Source organism: Seonamhaeicola sp. NFXS20 (genome assembly GCF_049132085.1).
Taxonomy (GTDB): Bacteria; Bacteroidota; Bacteroidia; order Flavobacteriales; family Flavobacteriaceae; genus Seonamhaeicola.
The window spans coordinates 125,944-143,944 of record NZ_JAFMPU010000007.1; the positions used below are offsets into that span (position 1 = coordinate 125,944).

The 18,001-nt window shown below is 31.8% G+C and carries 14 protein-coding genes; 4 read left to right on the forward strand and 10 right to left on the reverse strand.

From position 1 onward, the window contains the following. Nucleotides 1-56: 56 nt before the first annotated feature. Nucleotides 57-1,211: a sulfurtransferase gene (locus J1D01_RS11500; protein WP_421150913.1), complete on the reverse strand. Its 1,155-nt coding sequence runs from the start codon at nucleotides 1,209-1,211 to the stop codon at nucleotides 57-59. A gap of 278 nt (nucleotides 1,212-1,489) precedes the next feature. Next, entirely contained in the window at nucleotides 1,490-2,551 is a 1,062-nt protein-coding gene (gene aroC, locus J1D01_RS11505; RefSeq protein ID WP_372938731.1) for a chorismate synthase, read from the reverse strand. A gap of 185 nt (nucleotides 2,552-2,736) precedes the next feature. On the opposite strand from aroC, the gene J1D01_RS11510 reads away from it, so the two are divergent. From J1D01_RS11510 to J1D01_RS11520, 3 genes are all read left to right on the forward strand, one after another. Next, entirely contained in the window at nucleotides 2,737-3,579 is an 843-nt protein-coding gene (locus J1D01_RS11510) for a UDP-2,3-diacylglucosamine diphosphatase (protein WP_421150914.1), read from the forward strand. Between the two features lie 178 nt (nucleotides 3,580-3,757). Further along, entirely contained in the window at nucleotides 3,758-4,246 is a 489-nt protein-coding gene (locus J1D01_RS11515) for a hypothetical protein (RefSeq protein ID WP_372936620.1), read from the forward strand. A gap of 93 nt (nucleotides 4,247-4,339) precedes the next feature. After that, nucleotides 4,340-4,759: a DUF1801 domain-containing protein gene (locus tag J1D01_RS11520; protein ID WP_421150915.1), complete on the forward strand. Its 420-nt coding sequence runs from the start codon at nucleotides 4,340-4,342 to the stop codon at nucleotides 4,757-4,759. Between the two features lie 4 nt (nucleotides 4,760-4,763). Here J1D01_RS11520 and bshA read toward each other — a convergent pair whose 3' ends face one another. From bshA to J1D01_RS11560, 8 genes are all read right to left on the reverse strand, one after another. Beyond that, on the reverse strand, nucleotides 4,764-5,900 hold the full coding sequence (gene bshA, locus J1D01_RS11525; protein WP_372936624.1) for an N-acetyl-alpha-D-glucosaminyl L-malate synthase BshA: 1,137 nt from the start codon (nucleotides 5,898-5,900) through the stop codon (nucleotides 4,764-4,766). A 58-nt stretch (nucleotides 5,901-5,958) separates the two neighbouring features. Next, the gene (locus J1D01_RS11530) at nucleotides 5,959-8,877 is read right to left on the reverse strand and encodes a glycoside hydrolase family 3 N-terminal domain-containing protein (protein WP_372936626.1); all 2,919 of its coding nucleotides are present in this window, start codon (nucleotides 8,875-8,877) and stop codon (nucleotides 5,959-5,961) included. A 134-nt stretch (nucleotides 8,878-9,011) separates the two neighbouring features. After that, nucleotides 9,012-10,235, reverse strand: a complete 1,224-nt coding sequence (gene serB / locus J1D01_RS11535; RefSeq protein ID WP_372936628.1) for a phosphoserine phosphatase SerB — start codon at nucleotides 10,233-10,235, stop codon at nucleotides 9,012-9,014. Between the two features lie 74 nt (nucleotides 10,236-10,309). Continuing rightward, nucleotides 10,310-10,795, reverse strand: coding sequence for an ABC transporter ATPase (locus J1D01_RS11540; protein WP_372936630.1), 486 nt, complete (start codon nucleotides 10,793-10,795; stop codon nucleotides 10,310-10,312). 4 nt (nucleotides 10,796-10,799) lie between these two features. Beyond that, nucleotides 10,800-11,591 (reverse strand): (Fe-S)-binding protein, encoded by a 792-nt coding sequence (locus J1D01_RS11545; RefSeq protein WP_372936632.1) that lies wholly within the window; start codon nucleotides 11,589-11,591, stop codon nucleotides 10,800-10,802. 19 nt (nucleotides 11,592-11,610) lie between these two features. Continuing rightward, nucleotides 11,611-12,918, reverse strand: coding sequence for a 4Fe-4S dicluster domain-containing protein (locus J1D01_RS11550; protein ID WP_421150916.1), 1,308 nt, complete (start codon nucleotides 12,916-12,918; stop codon nucleotides 11,611-11,613). Between the two features lies 1 nt (nucleotide 12,919). Beyond that, on the reverse strand, nucleotides 12,920-13,867 hold the full coding sequence (locus J1D01_RS11555) for an MlaD family protein (RefSeq protein ID WP_421150917.1): 948 nt from the start codon (nucleotides 13,865-13,867) through the stop codon (nucleotides 12,920-12,922). Nucleotides 13,868-14,009: 142 nt separating this feature from the next. After that, nucleotides 14,010-15,122 (reverse strand): N-acetylmuramoyl-L-alanine amidase family protein, encoded by a 1,113-nt coding sequence (locus J1D01_RS11560; RefSeq protein WP_421150918.1) that lies wholly within the window; start codon nucleotides 15,120-15,122, stop codon nucleotides 14,010-14,012. 151 nt (nucleotides 15,123-15,273) lie between these two features. Between J1D01_RS11560 and J1D01_RS11565 the strand changes: the two genes are divergently transcribed. Further along, nucleotides 15,274-17,994: a putative LPS assembly protein LptD gene (locus tag J1D01_RS11565; protein WP_421150919.1), complete on the forward strand. Its 2,721-nt coding sequence runs from the start codon at nucleotides 15,274-15,276 to the stop codon at nucleotides 17,992-17,994. Nucleotides 17,995-18,001 lie beyond the last annotated feature (7 nt).

Genomic DNA, 18,001 nt, shown 5'->3' on the forward strand with positions numbered 1-18,001 from the left:
TATAAATAATTACTTTTACCTGTCCTGTCTACTTAACGAAACACAATAAGCGTTTCTTAAGCCTCCCTTAAAATTTTCCGTAACTGGTTGTAAATAGCTTCTTCCATGGGGTGTAAATCGCCATCGGCAAAAGCCATTAATTTTATATCGGCAAATAAATCGGTTAAATCATTTTTAAAATAATCGTGTGTTTTTACGGCTTCAACTATATTTTGAATGCTTTGGTAATCGTTATCGGTTTCAAACTGTTGGTGCATACGTTTATACACTTTTTCATCTACTCTATTTAAAATATAGTCATGTTCTTTCCATGATTCTTTAAGATCTGAGTTGGCTACATAAATTAAAATATACGCCAACAATTCTTCTTTTGTCCAAGTGCTTGGTGCATCCATAGTTTTTGTTGTTAAAGTACCCCACTCTGTCCAAGAGCCATCATAAACAGCTATATTGTTATAACCTGACATTTCTGCTCCTAATGCCAAAACACAGGCAGTAATACCAGAGCCACATGAAAATATTATAGGTTCATTGGGGGTTTTATTAATAGTTTTGCTAAATATGTCTTCAACCTCTTTTTTGGGTTTAAACAGTCCGTTGTTTAACAAATTAGTAAACGGTAAATTTATAGAGTTAGGAATGGTACCACTACGCAATCCTGCTCGGGGTTCTGGTACTTCACCATTAAATCTGGCGCTAGAGCGGGCATCTACAATGGTATGTGTTTTTTGTAGTGACGCTATTTTAACATCATTAAAAAACATCATGTATTCTGGTTGCAGTGTTGCTGTAAAATTACCCTTTTCGCCATGATATACTACCATAGGTTCTGTAGGTAAATTGTGTTTTAACCATTCTGGAAAGCCTCCGTCTAAAACCGCTATATTATTAAACCCAAAAGCTTTAAAAAGCCACCATACACGGGCGCTAGAGTAAATACCTTTATCATCATAAACAACAATAATACTATGGTTATGTATCCCTAAATTTTGGGCTTCTGCTTGAAATTGTTCTTGTGATGGAAACGTACTAGGAAATGCTCCCGATGTATCACTAAATTTTTGCTTTATATCAAAAAAACGCGCTTTAGGTATTTGTGGTAATTGGGTATCAAATACTTTATTTATAGTACCATCTAAAACAATCAAATTTTTGTTTTCTAGGTTGTTATAAAGCCATTTTACAGAAACAATAGTATTTGAGAATGTCATGTTTGTTGTTTTAAAATATTATAATCATTATTAAAAATACTTAATACTTCTTTAGAAACAAACATTTGTTTAGATTGAATGCCACTTTTAAATAATATAGGTTTTATTTCTTGAATTTTAGGTTTGTACTAAATGAATCATCATTATAGAGAGAAACAGATGTAATAATCTCATTAAACTAAGAGATTGCCACAGTAAATTAAAAATTTACTTCGCAATAACGTATAAAAAAGATTTAGTCCTTCAACAAACTCAGGATAAACTTAAAGCGGGAGCTACTAAGAATGCATTTTATTTATTAAATAGAAGTCTGCCAACACTAAGGCCGCCATAGCTTCTACAATGGGTACCGCACGAGGCACCACACAAGGGTCATGGCGCCCTTTACCTTGCATTTCTACCGTATTACCGTGTTTATCTATGGTTTCATATTTTTGGATAAGGGTAGCTACTGGTTTAAAGGCTACATTAAAATAAATATCCATACCATTACTTATACCGCCTTGTATGCCTCCAGAATAATTGGTTTTGGTACTACCGTCTGTATTAAACGCATCATTATGGTCACTGCCATACATGGTACTTCCGTGAAAACCACTACCGTATTCAAAACCTTTTACAGCGTTTATAGATAACATGGCTTTACCTAATTCGGCATGTAATTTATCAAATACTGGTTCACCTAAGCCTACGGGCACATTTTTAATAACACAGCTTACTATACCGCCAACGGTATCGCCTTTACTACGTACTTCTTTTATATAGCTTTCCATTTGAGAAGCCATAGTTGGGTCCGGACAACGCACTATGTTTTCTTCGGCTTTAGCCAAATTTAACTCGGTGTACGGTTTTTCTAGCCTCATAGTACCTACACTAGACACATAAGCAGTAATTTCTATGCCTTTTAAAAGTTGTTTTGCAATGGCTCCTGCTACTACTCTACATGATGTTTCGCGCGCAGAACTGCGTCCGCCACCACGATAATCTCTAAAACCGTATTTTTTATCGTATGTATAATCGGCATGACTTGGGCGATAACTATCTTTTATATGAGAATAATCGTGAGATTTTTGATTGGTGTTTTCTATAACAAATCCAATAGGCGTACCTGTTGTTTTACCCTCAAAAATACCAGAATGAAATTTAACAGTATCTGGTTCTTTACGTTGCGTTACAATGGCAGATTGCCCTGGTTTACGTCTATTTAACTCGTGCTGAATAGCATCAAAATCTAATTCAATTCCAGAAGGGCATCCATCTATTACACCACCTAGTGCAGTGCCGTGAGATTCTCCGTAAGTTGTTAAATTAAATAGTTTTCCAAAGGAATTTCCTGCCATGTTAAAAAATTTTTGCTAAAGTAAATCTATTCTAAGAGAAACAAAAATGAAATTGTGCTAAACACAGTAAATTCAATTAAAAGCATAACACTTGCTTAACAATAAACTGATAATAAAATAATTATACCGTAATCATTACATAATAGTAAAAGTAGTTATTTGTAACTATATAAGCCTCCCTAATATTGAAAATAAAGAGAAAAATAGAAATAGCCGTAATATCTGATGTACACTTGGGTACTTACGGATGTCATGCTAAACATTTACTAACTTATTTAAACAGTATTGAGCCCAAAAAATTAATACTAAACGGAGACATTATTGATATTTGGCAGTTTAGTAAACGCTACTTTCCTAAATCTCATTTAAAAGTTATTAAAAAGATTATGGATATGGCTGCCGATGGCGTTGAGATATTTTATATTACTGGAAATCATGATGAAATGCTAAGAAAATTTAGCAACACCAATATTGGTAATATCTCTATTGTAGATAAACTTGTTTTAGACCTTGACGGAAAAAGAGGATGGTTTTTTCATGGTGATGTATTTGATGTTTCTATACAACAAACCAAATGGTTAGCTAAACTTGGTGGTTATGGTTATGATTTTCTTATTCTGTTAAACAGAGGTGTTAATTGGTATTTAGAAAAACGAGGGAAAGAGCGTTATTCGCTTTCTAAAAAAATAAAAAACAGTGTAAAAAAAGCTGTTAAATTTATAAACGACTACGAAACGGTTATTTCTGATTTAGCTATAGAAAACGGCTATGATTATGTGGTTTGCGGACACATACACCAACCTAAAATGGAGTATAAAGAAAATAAGTACGGTAGCACTATGTATTTGAATTCTGGCGACTGGGTTGAAAATTTTACTGCTCTAGAATACCAATTTAAACGTTGGAAAATTTATAACTACAGTAAAGATAAACTAGCAGCTTTTTACGTTGATGAATCTATGGCAGACATGGAAGTAAAAGACTTAATTGCTGCCATTACTATAGTTGAAAAGCACGAAAAAAAATAAGCTAAATTTAGCTCTACAAAAACTTTATTATCAAGCCTTTAATTTATTTTTTAATTAATATCTTTAATTAGTTAAATATATATACGCTTTTGGCGTTATTTTTGTAAACTAATCTAGAATAATAAAATTAACGTACTTACTATGAAGTACGAATAATTAAACAACAAAAATTAAACTTATGAGAAAATTATTTTTATTATCATTAGCAGTAATAGGGTTTGCATTCTCTACCAATGCACAAAGTATAGCCGATAATGCTATTGGTTTACGTTTAGGTGATAGTGATGGGTTTGGTGCCGAAGTGTCATACCAAAGAGCTTTAAGTGACAGTAATCGTTTAGAATTTGATTTAGGTTGGAGAGATGGTAATGACTATGACGGGTTTAAACTAGCTGGTTTATACCAATGGGTTATGCCTTTAGACGGTAGTTTTAATTGGTATGTTGGAGCTGGTGGTGGTATTGGCTCTTATAGTGTTGATGTACCAGGAATTGATGATACAGACACATTTATTTTTGCTGCAGGTGATATAGGTATTGAATATGATTTTGAAATTCCGTTACAATTATCTCTTGATTTTAGACCTGAAATTGGTTTTGGAGAAGATTTATATGATAACAATGATTTAGATTTTGATATTGCACTTGGTATTCGTTATCAATTCTAAATAACATTTAATTTAATAATATAAAAAGCTTCACTTTTAGTGAGGCTTTTTTGTTATCTTCAATAAGAGTTTTTTATAATTTAATCTTCTATTATGAAACTAAAAACAAACAAAAATGTAGCTACTATTTTTAATAATTACCCAGAACATATTAAAAATGAAATGGCTGCACTTAGAGCTCTTATTATTGAAACCGCCAACGAAACTAAAAGTATTGATGTTTTAGAAGAAACCCTAAAATGGGGAGAACCAAGCTACATTACTAAACACGGAAGCACTTTAAGAATTGATTGGAAACCAAAAACACCTAACCAATATGCCATGTACTTTCAATGTACTAGCAGGTTAGTTTCTACCTTTAAAAGTATTTTTAAGAATTATTTTGAGTTTGAAGGTACACGCGCTATTATCTTTCAATTAAATGATGAAATACCTAAGGAGCCTTTAAAACTTTGTATAAAAACTGCATTAACCTATCACAAAGTAAAACACTTACCTACATTAGGTATTTAAAAAGTTATAACACCAAACATTTATTTAAAGTATCTTGATAAACAACTTCGTATTGAGGTACTATTTTATGTAAATCAAATTTTAAAGCTTGGGTTCTAGCATTTTCTTTAAAGGTTTTTAATCTATTTTCATTACTTAAAATATACAGGGCATTTTTGGTCATATCTTCTACATCACCAACATCACTTAAAAATCCAGAATACCCATGTATGTTAACTTCAGGAATACCGCCTGTATTACTAGAAATTACAGGTACTTTAGATGCCATAGCTTCTAAGGCTGCTAAACCAAAACTTTCGGTAAGTGATGGTAGTAGAAATAAATCACTAAAGCACAATATTTTATCAATTTCATTACTTCTTCCAAAGAAAATTACTTTATCATCAATTCCAAGCTCAATACAACGCTGCTCTACATATTCTCTTTCGGGGCCTTCTCCTATAAACATTAATTTAGCGGGAATTTCCTTTTGAATATTATAAAACACAGTAATAACATCTTGCACCCTTTTTACAGGTCTTAAATTACTTATATGGGTAATAATTTTTTCATTATCTTCTGCCATAATATGTCTTTGGCAATCTGTAAAACTATGGTTGTATTTATCTAAATCTATAAAATTAGGAACTACGTATATATCTTTCTTAATGTCAAATAAACGCAAAGTGTCATCTTTTAAACTCTTAGAAACAGCAGTTACGGCATCGGATTTATTAATACTAAATGTTACTGCTGGTTTATAAAACGGGTGACTCCCTACCAAAGTAATATCGGTTCCATGAAGTGTTGTTACAAGAGGAACATTAATACCTTCTTCTTTTAACATTTGTTTTGCCATATAAGCTGCATACGCATGCGGAATGGCATAATGAACGTGTAAAATTTCAATGTTATGAAGCTTTACCATATCTACTAATTTACTTGATAACGCTAACTCATAAGGTTGATAGTGAAATAACGGATATTCTGGCACATTAACTTCATGATAATGTACGTTATGGCTTATTAATTCTAACCGTACTGGTTGATTGTATGTAATAAAATGAATTTCATGACCGCGCTTAGAGAGCTCTAAACCAAGTTCTGTAGCTACTACACCACTCCCTCCAAAAGTAGGGTAACAAACCATTCCTATTTTCATATATCAAGTTTTTAGTACTTAAAAATAATTATTAAAACTTTTAGTGTTAAGTACTTTATTAATCTTCAATTGCTTCATAAATAAAGCGTTGTATTTCAGTTCTAATATTTTCTTTTAGCAATAAATTTTTACCTGCTTTTGGGTAGGTTCTATTTGCTAAAAACACATATACTATTTCTGCTTCGGGGTCTGCCCAAGCATAGGTTCCTGTAAAACCAGAATGACCAAAACTGCTCATAGACACACAACCACAGGTTGGACCTTCTTCATCTAATTGTGGTTTATCAAAACCTACACCTCTTCTATTGTGCTTTTCACAATAATAGCAGGTATTAAATTTATCAACTGTTTCTGGTTTTAAATAGCGTTTACCACCATAAAACCCTTTTTGCAAATACATTTGCATAATCTTAGCTACATCATTAGCATTACTAAATATACCTGCATGACCTCCTACTCCATTTTGCATGGCGGCTCCCATATCATGCACAAAACCATGAACTTTTTGGTGCCTATAATAATCATCAATCTCTGTTGGAACTATTTTTTTATTACTAATAGTATGATAAGGATTATACAAAGTATTATTGGCTCCTAACGATTGATAAAAATGTTCTTGAACTAACTCGTCTAAACCTTTGTCGTAATGGTTTTCAATAAATTTCTTTAAAATATAATATGGGAAGTCGCTGTAACGGTATCTCAATCTATCTAACAAATCGGAATCTCTGATGATTTTTTGAATAGAATCTTGATAATCAGACCTTAAATATAGGTTTTTAGCAACTTCTATATTAAAAGTTTCGCTCCTATTTTTTCTATAATATTTTTTACTTGGTTTTTTTGTAACCGTATCTAAAGTATGGTAGTAAAATGGCTCCCAAGGGCGTAATCTGGCATAATGAGATAGCATTTTTTTTATGGTAATATTTTCTTTATTAGAACCTTTGTATTCTGGTAATATGTCTGATAATTTGCTATCTAAAGAAACAATTCCTTGTTCTTCCATTTCCATTAGTAACGGAAGTGTTGCTAGAATTTTAGTTAGAGAAGCTACATCATAAATATCATCATAACTAACTTTGGTTTTACCTTCGTAGGTATGTTTTCCAAAATTCTTATTATAAATAACTTTTCCTTTTCTGGCTATTAGTAATTGAATTCCAGGAGTCATTTTACGACTTACAGCCGATTGTGCTATAGAGTCTACTATTTTTAATTTTTCTGAACTCATACCAACACGTTCTGGCACAGTATATCCTAAGCGTTTAATATCATTTAATTTTACACCATCTCCTGCCTTAAAAAAGGCTCCTACTGAAACTGGCAAGCTTCCTTTAGAGGCTAATGCACCAAAAATTATTTGTGCCGATTTTTGTTGTGCTATTTTACTATTTTGATAGCTAACAACAATGCTCTCTATATTATCAATACTTTTTAAATCGGCCAGCGCATAAGGTTTTGCAAATACATCTAAAACTACATTATGTGTTTTGGCTATTTCTTGTATCCAAGCAAGTTCTTTATCTGTAAATTTATATGATTTCCATGGGTTAGCATTAGATTTATGAAAACCAATAACAACCGTATTATAAACTTGTAATTTCCCTATTAATTCTCCTAGCAGTTCTGCTTTTACATGATGAACTTTGGTATATTTTTTTAATTCGTTAAAAAAAGTAGCGCCAGTATCATCTCCCATTTCTACATAGGCAATTGTTTTAGTTTCTAAGTGCTGTATTGGTAATAAATTATCTTTATTAGTTACAACAGTTATGGCATTTTCAAGTAACTCTTCATATAAAATATCATCTTCTAATCTGTTTAAATCTTTAGTTAGATTATAGACTCCAACAGGTTCATAATTATGCAAACCTACTTTGTACTTAGCTTGCAGTATTTTTTTAACAGAATGTGCTAATCTAGCTTCTGAAATTTCGCCATTATTATAAGCTCTAATAATTCTTAAAATGCCAACCTCAACATCTTCCGACATAAGCATAACATCATTTCCTGCTTTAAAAGCTGCTACATCAATTTCGCCTGTTAAATCAAAATCTGCAGCACCTTTCATGGTTAAGGCATCTGTAAAAATAAGTCCTTTAAAGCCTAAAGAACCTTTTAGAATATTGGTTACTATATTTTTAGATAATGATGATGGATAACCTGAACGACTCTCTAAACTAGGTACATTTAAATGCGCCACCATTACGCTTGAAAGTCCTTCTTTTATAAGTTTTTTATAAGGATACAGTTCTACAGAATCTATTCTTTTTGCATCAAAATTTATTGTTGGTAAGGTTTTATGAGAATCTTGTTCTGTATCGCCATGACCAGGAAAATGTTTTGCGTTGGCTAACACGCCTGCACTTTGCATTCCTTTCATAAAGGCCAAAGCTTTTTCGGTTACGTTATCTCTATCTTCTCCAAAAGACCGGTTGCCAATTATTGGGTTTTTAGGGTTGGTATTAATATCTACCACTGGGGCAAAATTAAAATGTACACCAATACGTTTACAGTGTTCTCCTATATGTTTTCCGGTTCTCTCAATAAGCTCATTATTTTTTATGGCACCTAATGTCATATTCCAAGGAAATGCATAAGTAGAATCTAACCGCATACTTAAGCCCCATTCTGCATCCATACCTATTAATAACGGTACTTTAGAAGCAGATTGCAACTCATTATTTAATTTAGCTTGCCTTACAGGACCACCGTTAGAGTAAATAACACCACCTATATGATGCTCTTTTATAAGTTTAATAATTTTATTTTTGGTTGCAAGGTCTTGATTAGACATGACTTGCACCATGTACAATTGCCCTACTTTTTCTTTTAAGGTCATAGAAGAGTAGATGCTATCAACCCATTTTTTTTGAGCTTCAACATCCTCTGAAAGCAAAGGGTTAGAATTTATTTGCCCCCATATAACATTAATAACGAAAAGAAAAAATACAGTAGTTAAAATTTGACGCATAAAAAATTTTTTAAGCATATTAACATTAAGTAATTAATACTAATAATCATGCCAAAGTACTACTTTTAGTAACAAGATAAAAAGACTTTAAGATAGTTTTATAAAGAAGAAGTTAACCAAATAATATTAATAAACTATTCAATTAAATCGATGTGCCTATCATGATACCCTAATAAGTATAAAACACCATCTAGCCCTATGCTAGAAATGGAATTTTCTGCATTTTCTTTTACGGTAGGTTTGGCATGAAATGCAATTCCTAAACCTGCAAGGTTAAGCATTGGTAAATCATTAGCGCCATCGCCCACAGCAATGGTTTGACTAATATCAATTCCTTCTTTTTTAGCAATTTCTTTAAGGTATTCTGCTTTTTTTTCGCCATTAACAATTTCACCTAAATAGTTACCTGTTAAAGCACCATCTTTAATTTCTAATTGGTTAGCATATACATAATCTATACCCAATTCTTTTTGCAAATAGTGCCCAAAATAGGTAAATCCTCCAGATAAAATAGCTGTTTTAAATCCGTAATTTTTTAAGGTATCTATTAATCTTCTAGCGCCTTTTGTTATGGGCAAATTAACAGCTACATTTTGTAAGACCTCTTCACTTAAGCCTTCTAATAGTTTCATGCGTTTTTTAAAACTTTCATTGAAGTCTATTTCTCCTTGCATTGCAGACTCTGTAATGGCTTTTACTTGCTCTCCAACACCAGCTAATTCTGCTAACTCATCAATAACTTCGGTTTGAATAAGTGTAGAGTCCATATCAAAACATACCAAGCGTCTGTTGCGTCTGTAAATATTATCTTCTTGAAACGCAATATCAACATCCATTTCTTGTGAAATTTGCATGAATTTTTCTGTAAACTCTGCTTTATTATCAATTTTACCTCTTATAGAAAGTTGTATTGAAGCTCTGGGATATTCTTCTTCTTTAACTAAAGATAAACGCCCTGTAAGACGTGTAATGGCATCTATATTTAAACCTTTTTCTGATACTAATTTTGTGACTTCAGATATTTGTTCTGCAGCTAATTTTTCTCCTAAAATAGTTACTATATACCTATCTTTACCTTGAAGACTCACCCAATTTTCGTAATCATCTAAAGAAATGGGGGTAAATTTTGCCGTAATACCCAACTCATAAGCCTTGAATAATAAATCTTTTAATACGGCTGCTGATTTTTTTCCTTTTGGGATTTCAAACATGATACCTAATGATAAAGTATCATGAATATTGGCTTGACCAATATCTAACACTTTAGCTCCATATTCTGCCAATACAGAGGTTAAACCAGATGTTAATCCGGGTTTATCTTGTCCGGAAATATTTAATAAGAAAATATCGTTAGCCATTTTTTTGGATTTACGCTTTGAAAGTTGTAAAAATCAACATTCTATTTGAAATATAAAAAGAAGTGAAATAAAATTTAGTTAAGAAACCTATTATGCCAACTTTCACTAGCTGGTACTTCCCAGTTTTCTTTAAACTCTGCTATGTTATTAACCAGATTATTAAAGACAATGGTATTTTTAGAAATGGCTCTATCTTTTGCCATTTTTTTAAAATCTGCTAAAGATTTATAGGCAATGAACTCTCCTTGTTTATAAGATACATTCATTTTATCCATTAAATCTACATTATATTCTTGTTCTAATTGTTGAATAAAATGTACAGAAGCATCTATAGAGCATCCTGTAGCTGCATTTAAGTTTTGATTTAAACCAATTATAATAAAACGTTTATATTTTATTTGAAACCCAGAATGTAAATCGGCACCATGAGCGGTCCAGTTTTCAATAAAGGTTTCTAATTTAGAGGATATTTCGGCTATTTCTTCTTCTGTAAAAGAACGGTTAGCTTGGTAAATCCAAACTTTAGACTCTTCTGGTAATGTATTAAAATCTACTAGCATTTTTTTATAATTCTTCTGAATTAGCAATCAGTTCAGCGATATCTAAAACCGAAATTTCGGCTTCTTTTTCTTTGGCTTTAACACCATCGGTCATCATAGTATTGCAATAAGGGCAGCCTGTTGCTATTATATTTGGGTTTGTTTGTAATGCATCTTCGGTTCTTAGCACATTTATATCTTTATCGCCTTTTTCGGGTTCTTTAAACATTTGAGCTCCACCTGCTCCACAGCATAATGCATTACGTTTATGTCGGTTCATTTCAACAATACTTGCATTAGTGCTTTTTAGAATCTCCCTTGGTGCATTATATTCGTTGTTAGCTCTTCCTAAATAACATGGATCATGAAAAGTAATACGCTTTCCTTTATATAAGTTGCCTTTTAGTTTTAATCTACCTGATTTAATTAATTCTTGAATAAATTGTGTATGATGCACTACATCATAATTTCCTCCTAATTCTGGGTATTCGTTTTTTAAACAATTAAATGAATGGGGATCGCAGGTAACTATTTTTTTTACTTCGTAAGCATTTAGCACTTCAATATTCATTAATGCTTGCATTTGAAATAAAAACTCATTACCAGCACGTTTAGCTACATCTCCGGTGCAACTTTCTTCGGTACCTAAAACGGCAAAATCTACTTCTGCTTTATTAAGAATTTTAACAAAAGCTTTGGTTATTTTTTTGGCTCTATCATCAAAACTACCAGCAGATCCTACCCAAAATAAAACCTCGGGTTGCTTGCCTTCTGCCATTAAATCTGCCATGGTTGGCACTTTAAGTTCATCACTCATACCGTTAGGTTATTTTGAATTATTCATTTTTCCAGTTTAATCTATCCATTTGATTATAAGGCCATGGAGCTCCATTATTTTCAATATTACTCATCATGTTATTCAGTTCTGTTGGGGCAGCACTTTGCTCCATAACTAAATAGCGACGCATATCTAAAATAATTGACAATGGGTTAATGCTTACCGGACATTCTTCTACACAAGCATTACAGGTAGTACATGCCCAAAGTTCTTCATGGGTTATATAATCTCCTAATAATTGTTTACCATCATCTTTAAATTCTCCATTATTAACATCTATATTTTTACCTACTTCTTCTAATCTATCACGCGTATCCATCATAATTTTACGAGGTGATAGTTTTTTACCTGTTAAATTAGCAGGACATGATGATGTACACCTACCACATTCTGTACAGGTGTAAGCATTAAGTAGTTGTACCCAATTTAAATCTTGTACATCGCTAGCGCCAAATTTGGCTGGTATTTCTTCGTTTGTATCTTCGGCAGGTGCCGCAAATGGATCTGCATTAGGATCCATCATTAACTTAACCTCTTTAGTTACAGATTCTAAATTATTAAACTGTCCTTTAGGTTTTAAGCTTCCATAATAAGTATTTGGAAATGCTAACAGAATATGTAAATGTTTTGAAAAATATAAGTAGTTTAAAAAGATTAAAATACCTACAATGTGTAGCCACCATGCAGCTCTTTCAATAATATGTAAAGTAACTTCTGGTAAATTACTAAACCACGGTGCTATAAATTGACTGATAACATTGCCATTATTCATGCTTTGAAATGATACATCGGTAGCATTCATTATTAAAAACAGTGTCATAAGCACCATTTCAAAATACAAGATGTAATTGGCATCATTTTTTGGCCAACTAGTCATTTCTTTATTCCAGAAACGGCGTATTTTAATTACATTTCTCCTAATCCAAAATAGAGTAACAGATACTAAAACTAAAATGGCTAATATTTCAAAAACACCTATTAGAATACCATAGGTTGCTCCTATTCCTGAGAATGCTCTATGAGTTCCTAATAAACCATCAATAATTATTTCTAAAACTTCAATGTTAATAACAATAAACCCAACATAAACAATAGCATGTAAAATGCCTGCAATAGGTCTGCGCACCATTTTGCTTTGCCCAAAGGCAATACGCATCATGTTTTTAAAACGTTCTTTTTTATTATTGCTTACATCTACATCTTGCCCAAGCTTAATGTTTCTAATTAGTTTTTTTACATTTTTAGTAAAATAACCAATACCGAAAATGAGTAGAATTGCAAAAATTATATTTGGCAAATAATTCATACTAGTTGTTTTCTTCTTCGTCTGCTGAATAAGGAATTTCTTTTTTAGAAAGTATTCTAAAATAGCGTTTTGGGTGTAGTTTAATATCTCTTAAAAGTTCCTCTAATTCTTCTGTTGCGCCTTCTAAATTGTTATATAAAGTCTCTTCTTTTAACAATTTACCCATAGAGCCTTGGCCGCTTTCTAAACCAGCTAAAATGGTATTGAAGTTATTTAAAGTAGACTCTAAATTATCAATAGTCTTACCAATGTTTGTATTAGCTATAGAATCTGATACTTTAGATAAATTAGATGTTATTACTTCTACATTTGACAATGATTTATTTAAGTTACTATTATCATCTGCCAATAGTTTATTAATAGATTGGGCTGAAATTTTAAAAGCTTTAATTGTTCCGTTTAGCTCTGCAATACTACTTCTTAAATTAGCTTTTGTTTGTTCATCAAAAACATCATTTATGTTTGATAGTGATTGTTTACTACTACCAAGAACAGCTTCTAATTTTTCTTGTAGTGGCGTAAGTTTTTGGTTCACTAATTCACTTAAACCTGCCTTAACACTTCCAGCTAACACATCTCCATCTTTGGCATTTTCTGCGCCATCAAATGCTGGTACAATGGCAATAGCTTTACCACCAATAAGACCTGTTTCATACAATTCGGCTTTACTATTTTTTGAAAATTGAAAATCGCTATCAACCAATAATTCTACTCTAAGCTTAGCAGAACCATCGCCTTTAAAATCAATTTTAGTGATTTTACCTATTACTTTACCGCTAATAGTTACTGGCATTGATGGGGTTAAGCCTTCAACATTATCATATTCTGTATAAAACCTACGTGAAGAATCTAGTAGATTTTGTCCTTTTAAGTAATTAAACCCAAAAATAAGAAGTACTATTCCTGAAATTACTAGTAAAGCTGTTTTAACTTCTTTTGTTATTTTCATCTAGTGTTAGTTGATTTTTATGGTTGGGGCAGATGTAACTGGCCATGTGAATTTTAAAATTCTTATAAATTCTATTTTATGGCTCATTTTATAATAAATATGTTTGAAAAACAAATTTAAAATAATTTTGAAAAGAACACTCTTAATTGGCTATTGTTTTTAAGGCTTCTGCTAACGGTATTTTTTTACCATTTTTAAAAGCTACTACAAAACTAGAGCTATAGCCTTTGCTTCTGGCATCTTCTTCTAACTGCTTTGTAGCTTCATAATTGGTTGTGCTACCATAATAGTATTTGTACAAACTACCATCTTTTATTCTGGTAATTTTATTTAAACCTTTAAAATTATACGGCTTGGTTTCTAATGCTTTGGAACTAGCTGCTATTTGAATTTTAAATTCTATATCATTGCTAGGTTGCTCAACCTGCGTCGCTTCAACTAAAACATCACTTTCTGTATTAAAATTTAAATATTTTAAATATTTTTCAATGGCATTGAATAAAGACTTTGTCATTAAATCTTTTCCTTGTTTAGAATTTAAAAAATCTTCTTCTTTTTTATGGGTTAAAAACCCTAGCTCTACTAAAACACTAGGCATATAAGTGTAAGCCAAAACGTAGAAAATATTTTGTTTAACCCCTCTACTTCTTCGTTTAGCGGTAACTTGAAATTCATCTTCAATATAACGAGCTAGTTTTATACTGTGGTCTAAATATTCTTCTTGTGCTAACATTAAACCTAATACAGACTCTGTAGAATTTGGATTAAAGTCTTTGTAAACTTCTGTATTATCTTCTAAAGCAATAACACTATTTTCTCTTTTTGCTACTTCTAAATTTTGCTTATTCTTAGTGGTACCCAACACATAGGTTTCAGAGCCATAGGCTGTACCGTTTTTTCCTGGTTGTGCATTACAGTGAATAGAAATAAATAAATCTACATCTTTTTTATTTGCAGCCATTGTTCTTCCGTTTAAAGTTGGAAAAACATCTTTATTTCTAGTATAAACAACCTTAACATTAGCTAGTTTTTGTTGCAAAACTTTACCCAAAGCCAATGCTACATCTAAAGCTATATCTTTTTCAGTTGTTTTGTATCTACCCGTTCCTGGAGTTCCTGTATCTCTACCTCCATGACCTGGATCTATCATTATTACAAATGGTTTTGCAGATGATTGAGCATATACATTAGTATCTAAAGAAAATGTTAATACTGTTATAATTAATACGAAAAGTGATAATCTGTACGTTTGCATAAATATTTTAACGTCTAAAAAAAACGGTTTATTACTTGTTATTTTTAAGTGTAGATTTTATTTTAAATTTTAAATCAATACACAGAAAAATATATGTAATTTTGGCAATTCAAAAACCGAGCCATACTTTTACAAAAATACATTAAAAGCGTTGCAAACAAACAACTTTAAAATACTTTTTGCTCTAAGTTTTACAGTGTTTATTAACACTATAAGCTTTGGTCAAGACATTCCTAAAAAACCAAAACCCATTATAGGAAATCCTGTTCAAGACACATTGGTTATTAATGCTAATGACATTAAAAAGGAAAAAGACATTGAAATTTCTGAAAAAAATCAAGATTCTACTGTAACAGATTCTGTAAAACCTAAGGAGTTATTAGAACATATAGTTAAATACAGTGCTACAGATTACACAAAGTTTAACCAAAAACAGCAAAAACTGTATTTATACAATAATGCCTCTATAGATTACGGAGATATGAATATAACTGCTGGTAGCATTACTATAGACTATAACAAAAACACTGTATATGCCAAAGGTATAACCGATACCATTGAGGGTTACACACAAAAACCGGTTTTTACACAAGGTAGTAATGTTGTAGAACCAGATTCTATTATTTTTAATACAGAAACACAAAAAGCTCTTATATACAATTCTAAAACAGAACAAGGAGAAGGTACCGTAATAGCTAGTATTACCAAAAAAGAAAATGACTCTGTATATTTTGTGAAAGAGGCAAAATACACTACCGCTGAAGACCTTGAAGATCCTGATTATTACATAAGACTTTTAAAAGCAAAAATAGTACCAGGTAAAAAAATAGTTACCGGAGCAGCTGGTTTATATATTTATGATGTACCTACCCCTGTTTGGTTACCTTTTAGTTTTTTTCCACAAAGTGAAAAACACACCTCTGGAATTATAATTCCAACTTTTGGTGAACAAAATAGTCGCGGTTACTTTTTACAAAACGGCGGCTATTACTTTGCTATAAATGATTATGTAGATTTAGCTGTTTTAGGAGATTATTACACCAACGGAAGTTACGGTTTAAGGTTAGAAAGTGCCTATGCAAAAAGATACCGTTTTAGAGGTAATGTAGCCTTTAGATATGAAAACTTAATTACTAGTGAATTTGGTTTCCCAGACTATGCTAAGAGCACTATTTACAACATACGGTGGTCTCATAGTCAAGATTCTAAAGCCAGCCCTAGTTCTCGTTTTTCTGCTTCAGTTAATTTAGGTAGTAGCAAATATTACCAGTCATCAATAAATCAAATTAATACTGGTAGTAATTATTTAACAAACACATTATCATCATCAGTTTCATATTCAAAAACTTTTGATACGGAACCTGCAATTAATTACAGTTTAAGTGCCACACATTCTCAAAACACCAATACAGAAACCATAAATATGACCCTTCCAACCTTTCAAGGAAGTATAGGAAGAGTTTATCCATTTGCATCCAAAACAGGCTCAAAAAAGGGTATTATTCAAAACATAAACTTACAATACAATGTAACAGGAGAAAACAGCATAACAACTACAGATTCTCTATTCTTTAAAAAAGAAATGTTTGATGATGCCAAAGCTGGGTTTAAGCATACCATACCATTAAGCACAAACTTTAAAGTATTTAAGAATTTTAGTGTTAGCGCTAGTACTAGTTATAACGAAGTATGGACATTTAAAACCATTGAAAAATATTATGATTCTGTTGAAGGAGAAGAAGTAACAGAAACCATAAATGGTTTTGATTCTTATAGAACTTACAATTTTAGCACCAGTATAGGAACCACTCTTTACGGTATGTTTAATTTTGAAAAAGAAGGCAAAGACTCTTACTTAAAAGCCATTAGGCATGTTATGACTCCTTCTATTAGCTACAACATTAATCCTGCTTTTGATAAATACTATGATACCTACGAAGAAGAAGTTATTACTGCCGATGGTTTAACAACTACAGATGTAGAATATTCAAGGTTTGAAGAATCTATTTATGGCGCTCCAAATAAAAGCTTCTCAAGCTCTATGGGAATATCTTTAGCCAATAACTTTGAAGCCAAAGTAAGAGATAAAGATTCTACTGCTACTGAAGATAAAAAAATAAAACTTTTAAATAGTTTAAACTTTTCAACAGCATATAATTTTGCTGCAGATTCACTACAATGGAGCCCTGTAAGAGTTAGTGGTAGTACCCAACTTTTTGATAACAAAATGAGCGTTAACTTTGGTGCTACCTTAGACCCCTACGCACTAGATAATAATAACACCAGAATAAATACATTTAATATTGATAACGGTGGCAGTCTGTTTAGGTTAACCAGCGCAAATTTAACAGCTAGCTGGTCTCTATCTAGTAAAGATGGCAACAACAAAGATAAAGGTAGAGGTTCCGCTGCTGGGAGTGACAACCCTGAAGACGTATTACCAGAAAATTTAGATTTTGCCAATGAGCAAATTGACAGGAACCAAAGAGACAACAGAAAAAATGAAGAACAAGAAGAAGAAAATGAATTTTTTAACCATAAAATACCTTGGAGCCTCCGTTTAGCATACGCCATAAATTATGCCAACTCTACAAGGCAAAATCAAATATCATCACACTCACTTATGTTCTCTGGAGATATTGAGCTAACAAGTAAATGGTCTATTGGAGCATCATCGGGGTATGATTTAAAAAACCAAGGGTTTACCTATACGCAATTACGGTTTTCTAGAGATTTACTAAGTTGGAAAATGAATTTTAGCTGGATTCCGTTTAGCGATAATAAATCATGGAATTTCTTTATTGGTATTAAGTCTAGTATTTTACAAGACTTAAAATACGAAAAACGAAGACAACCAGACCAACAATTATAAAATCTAT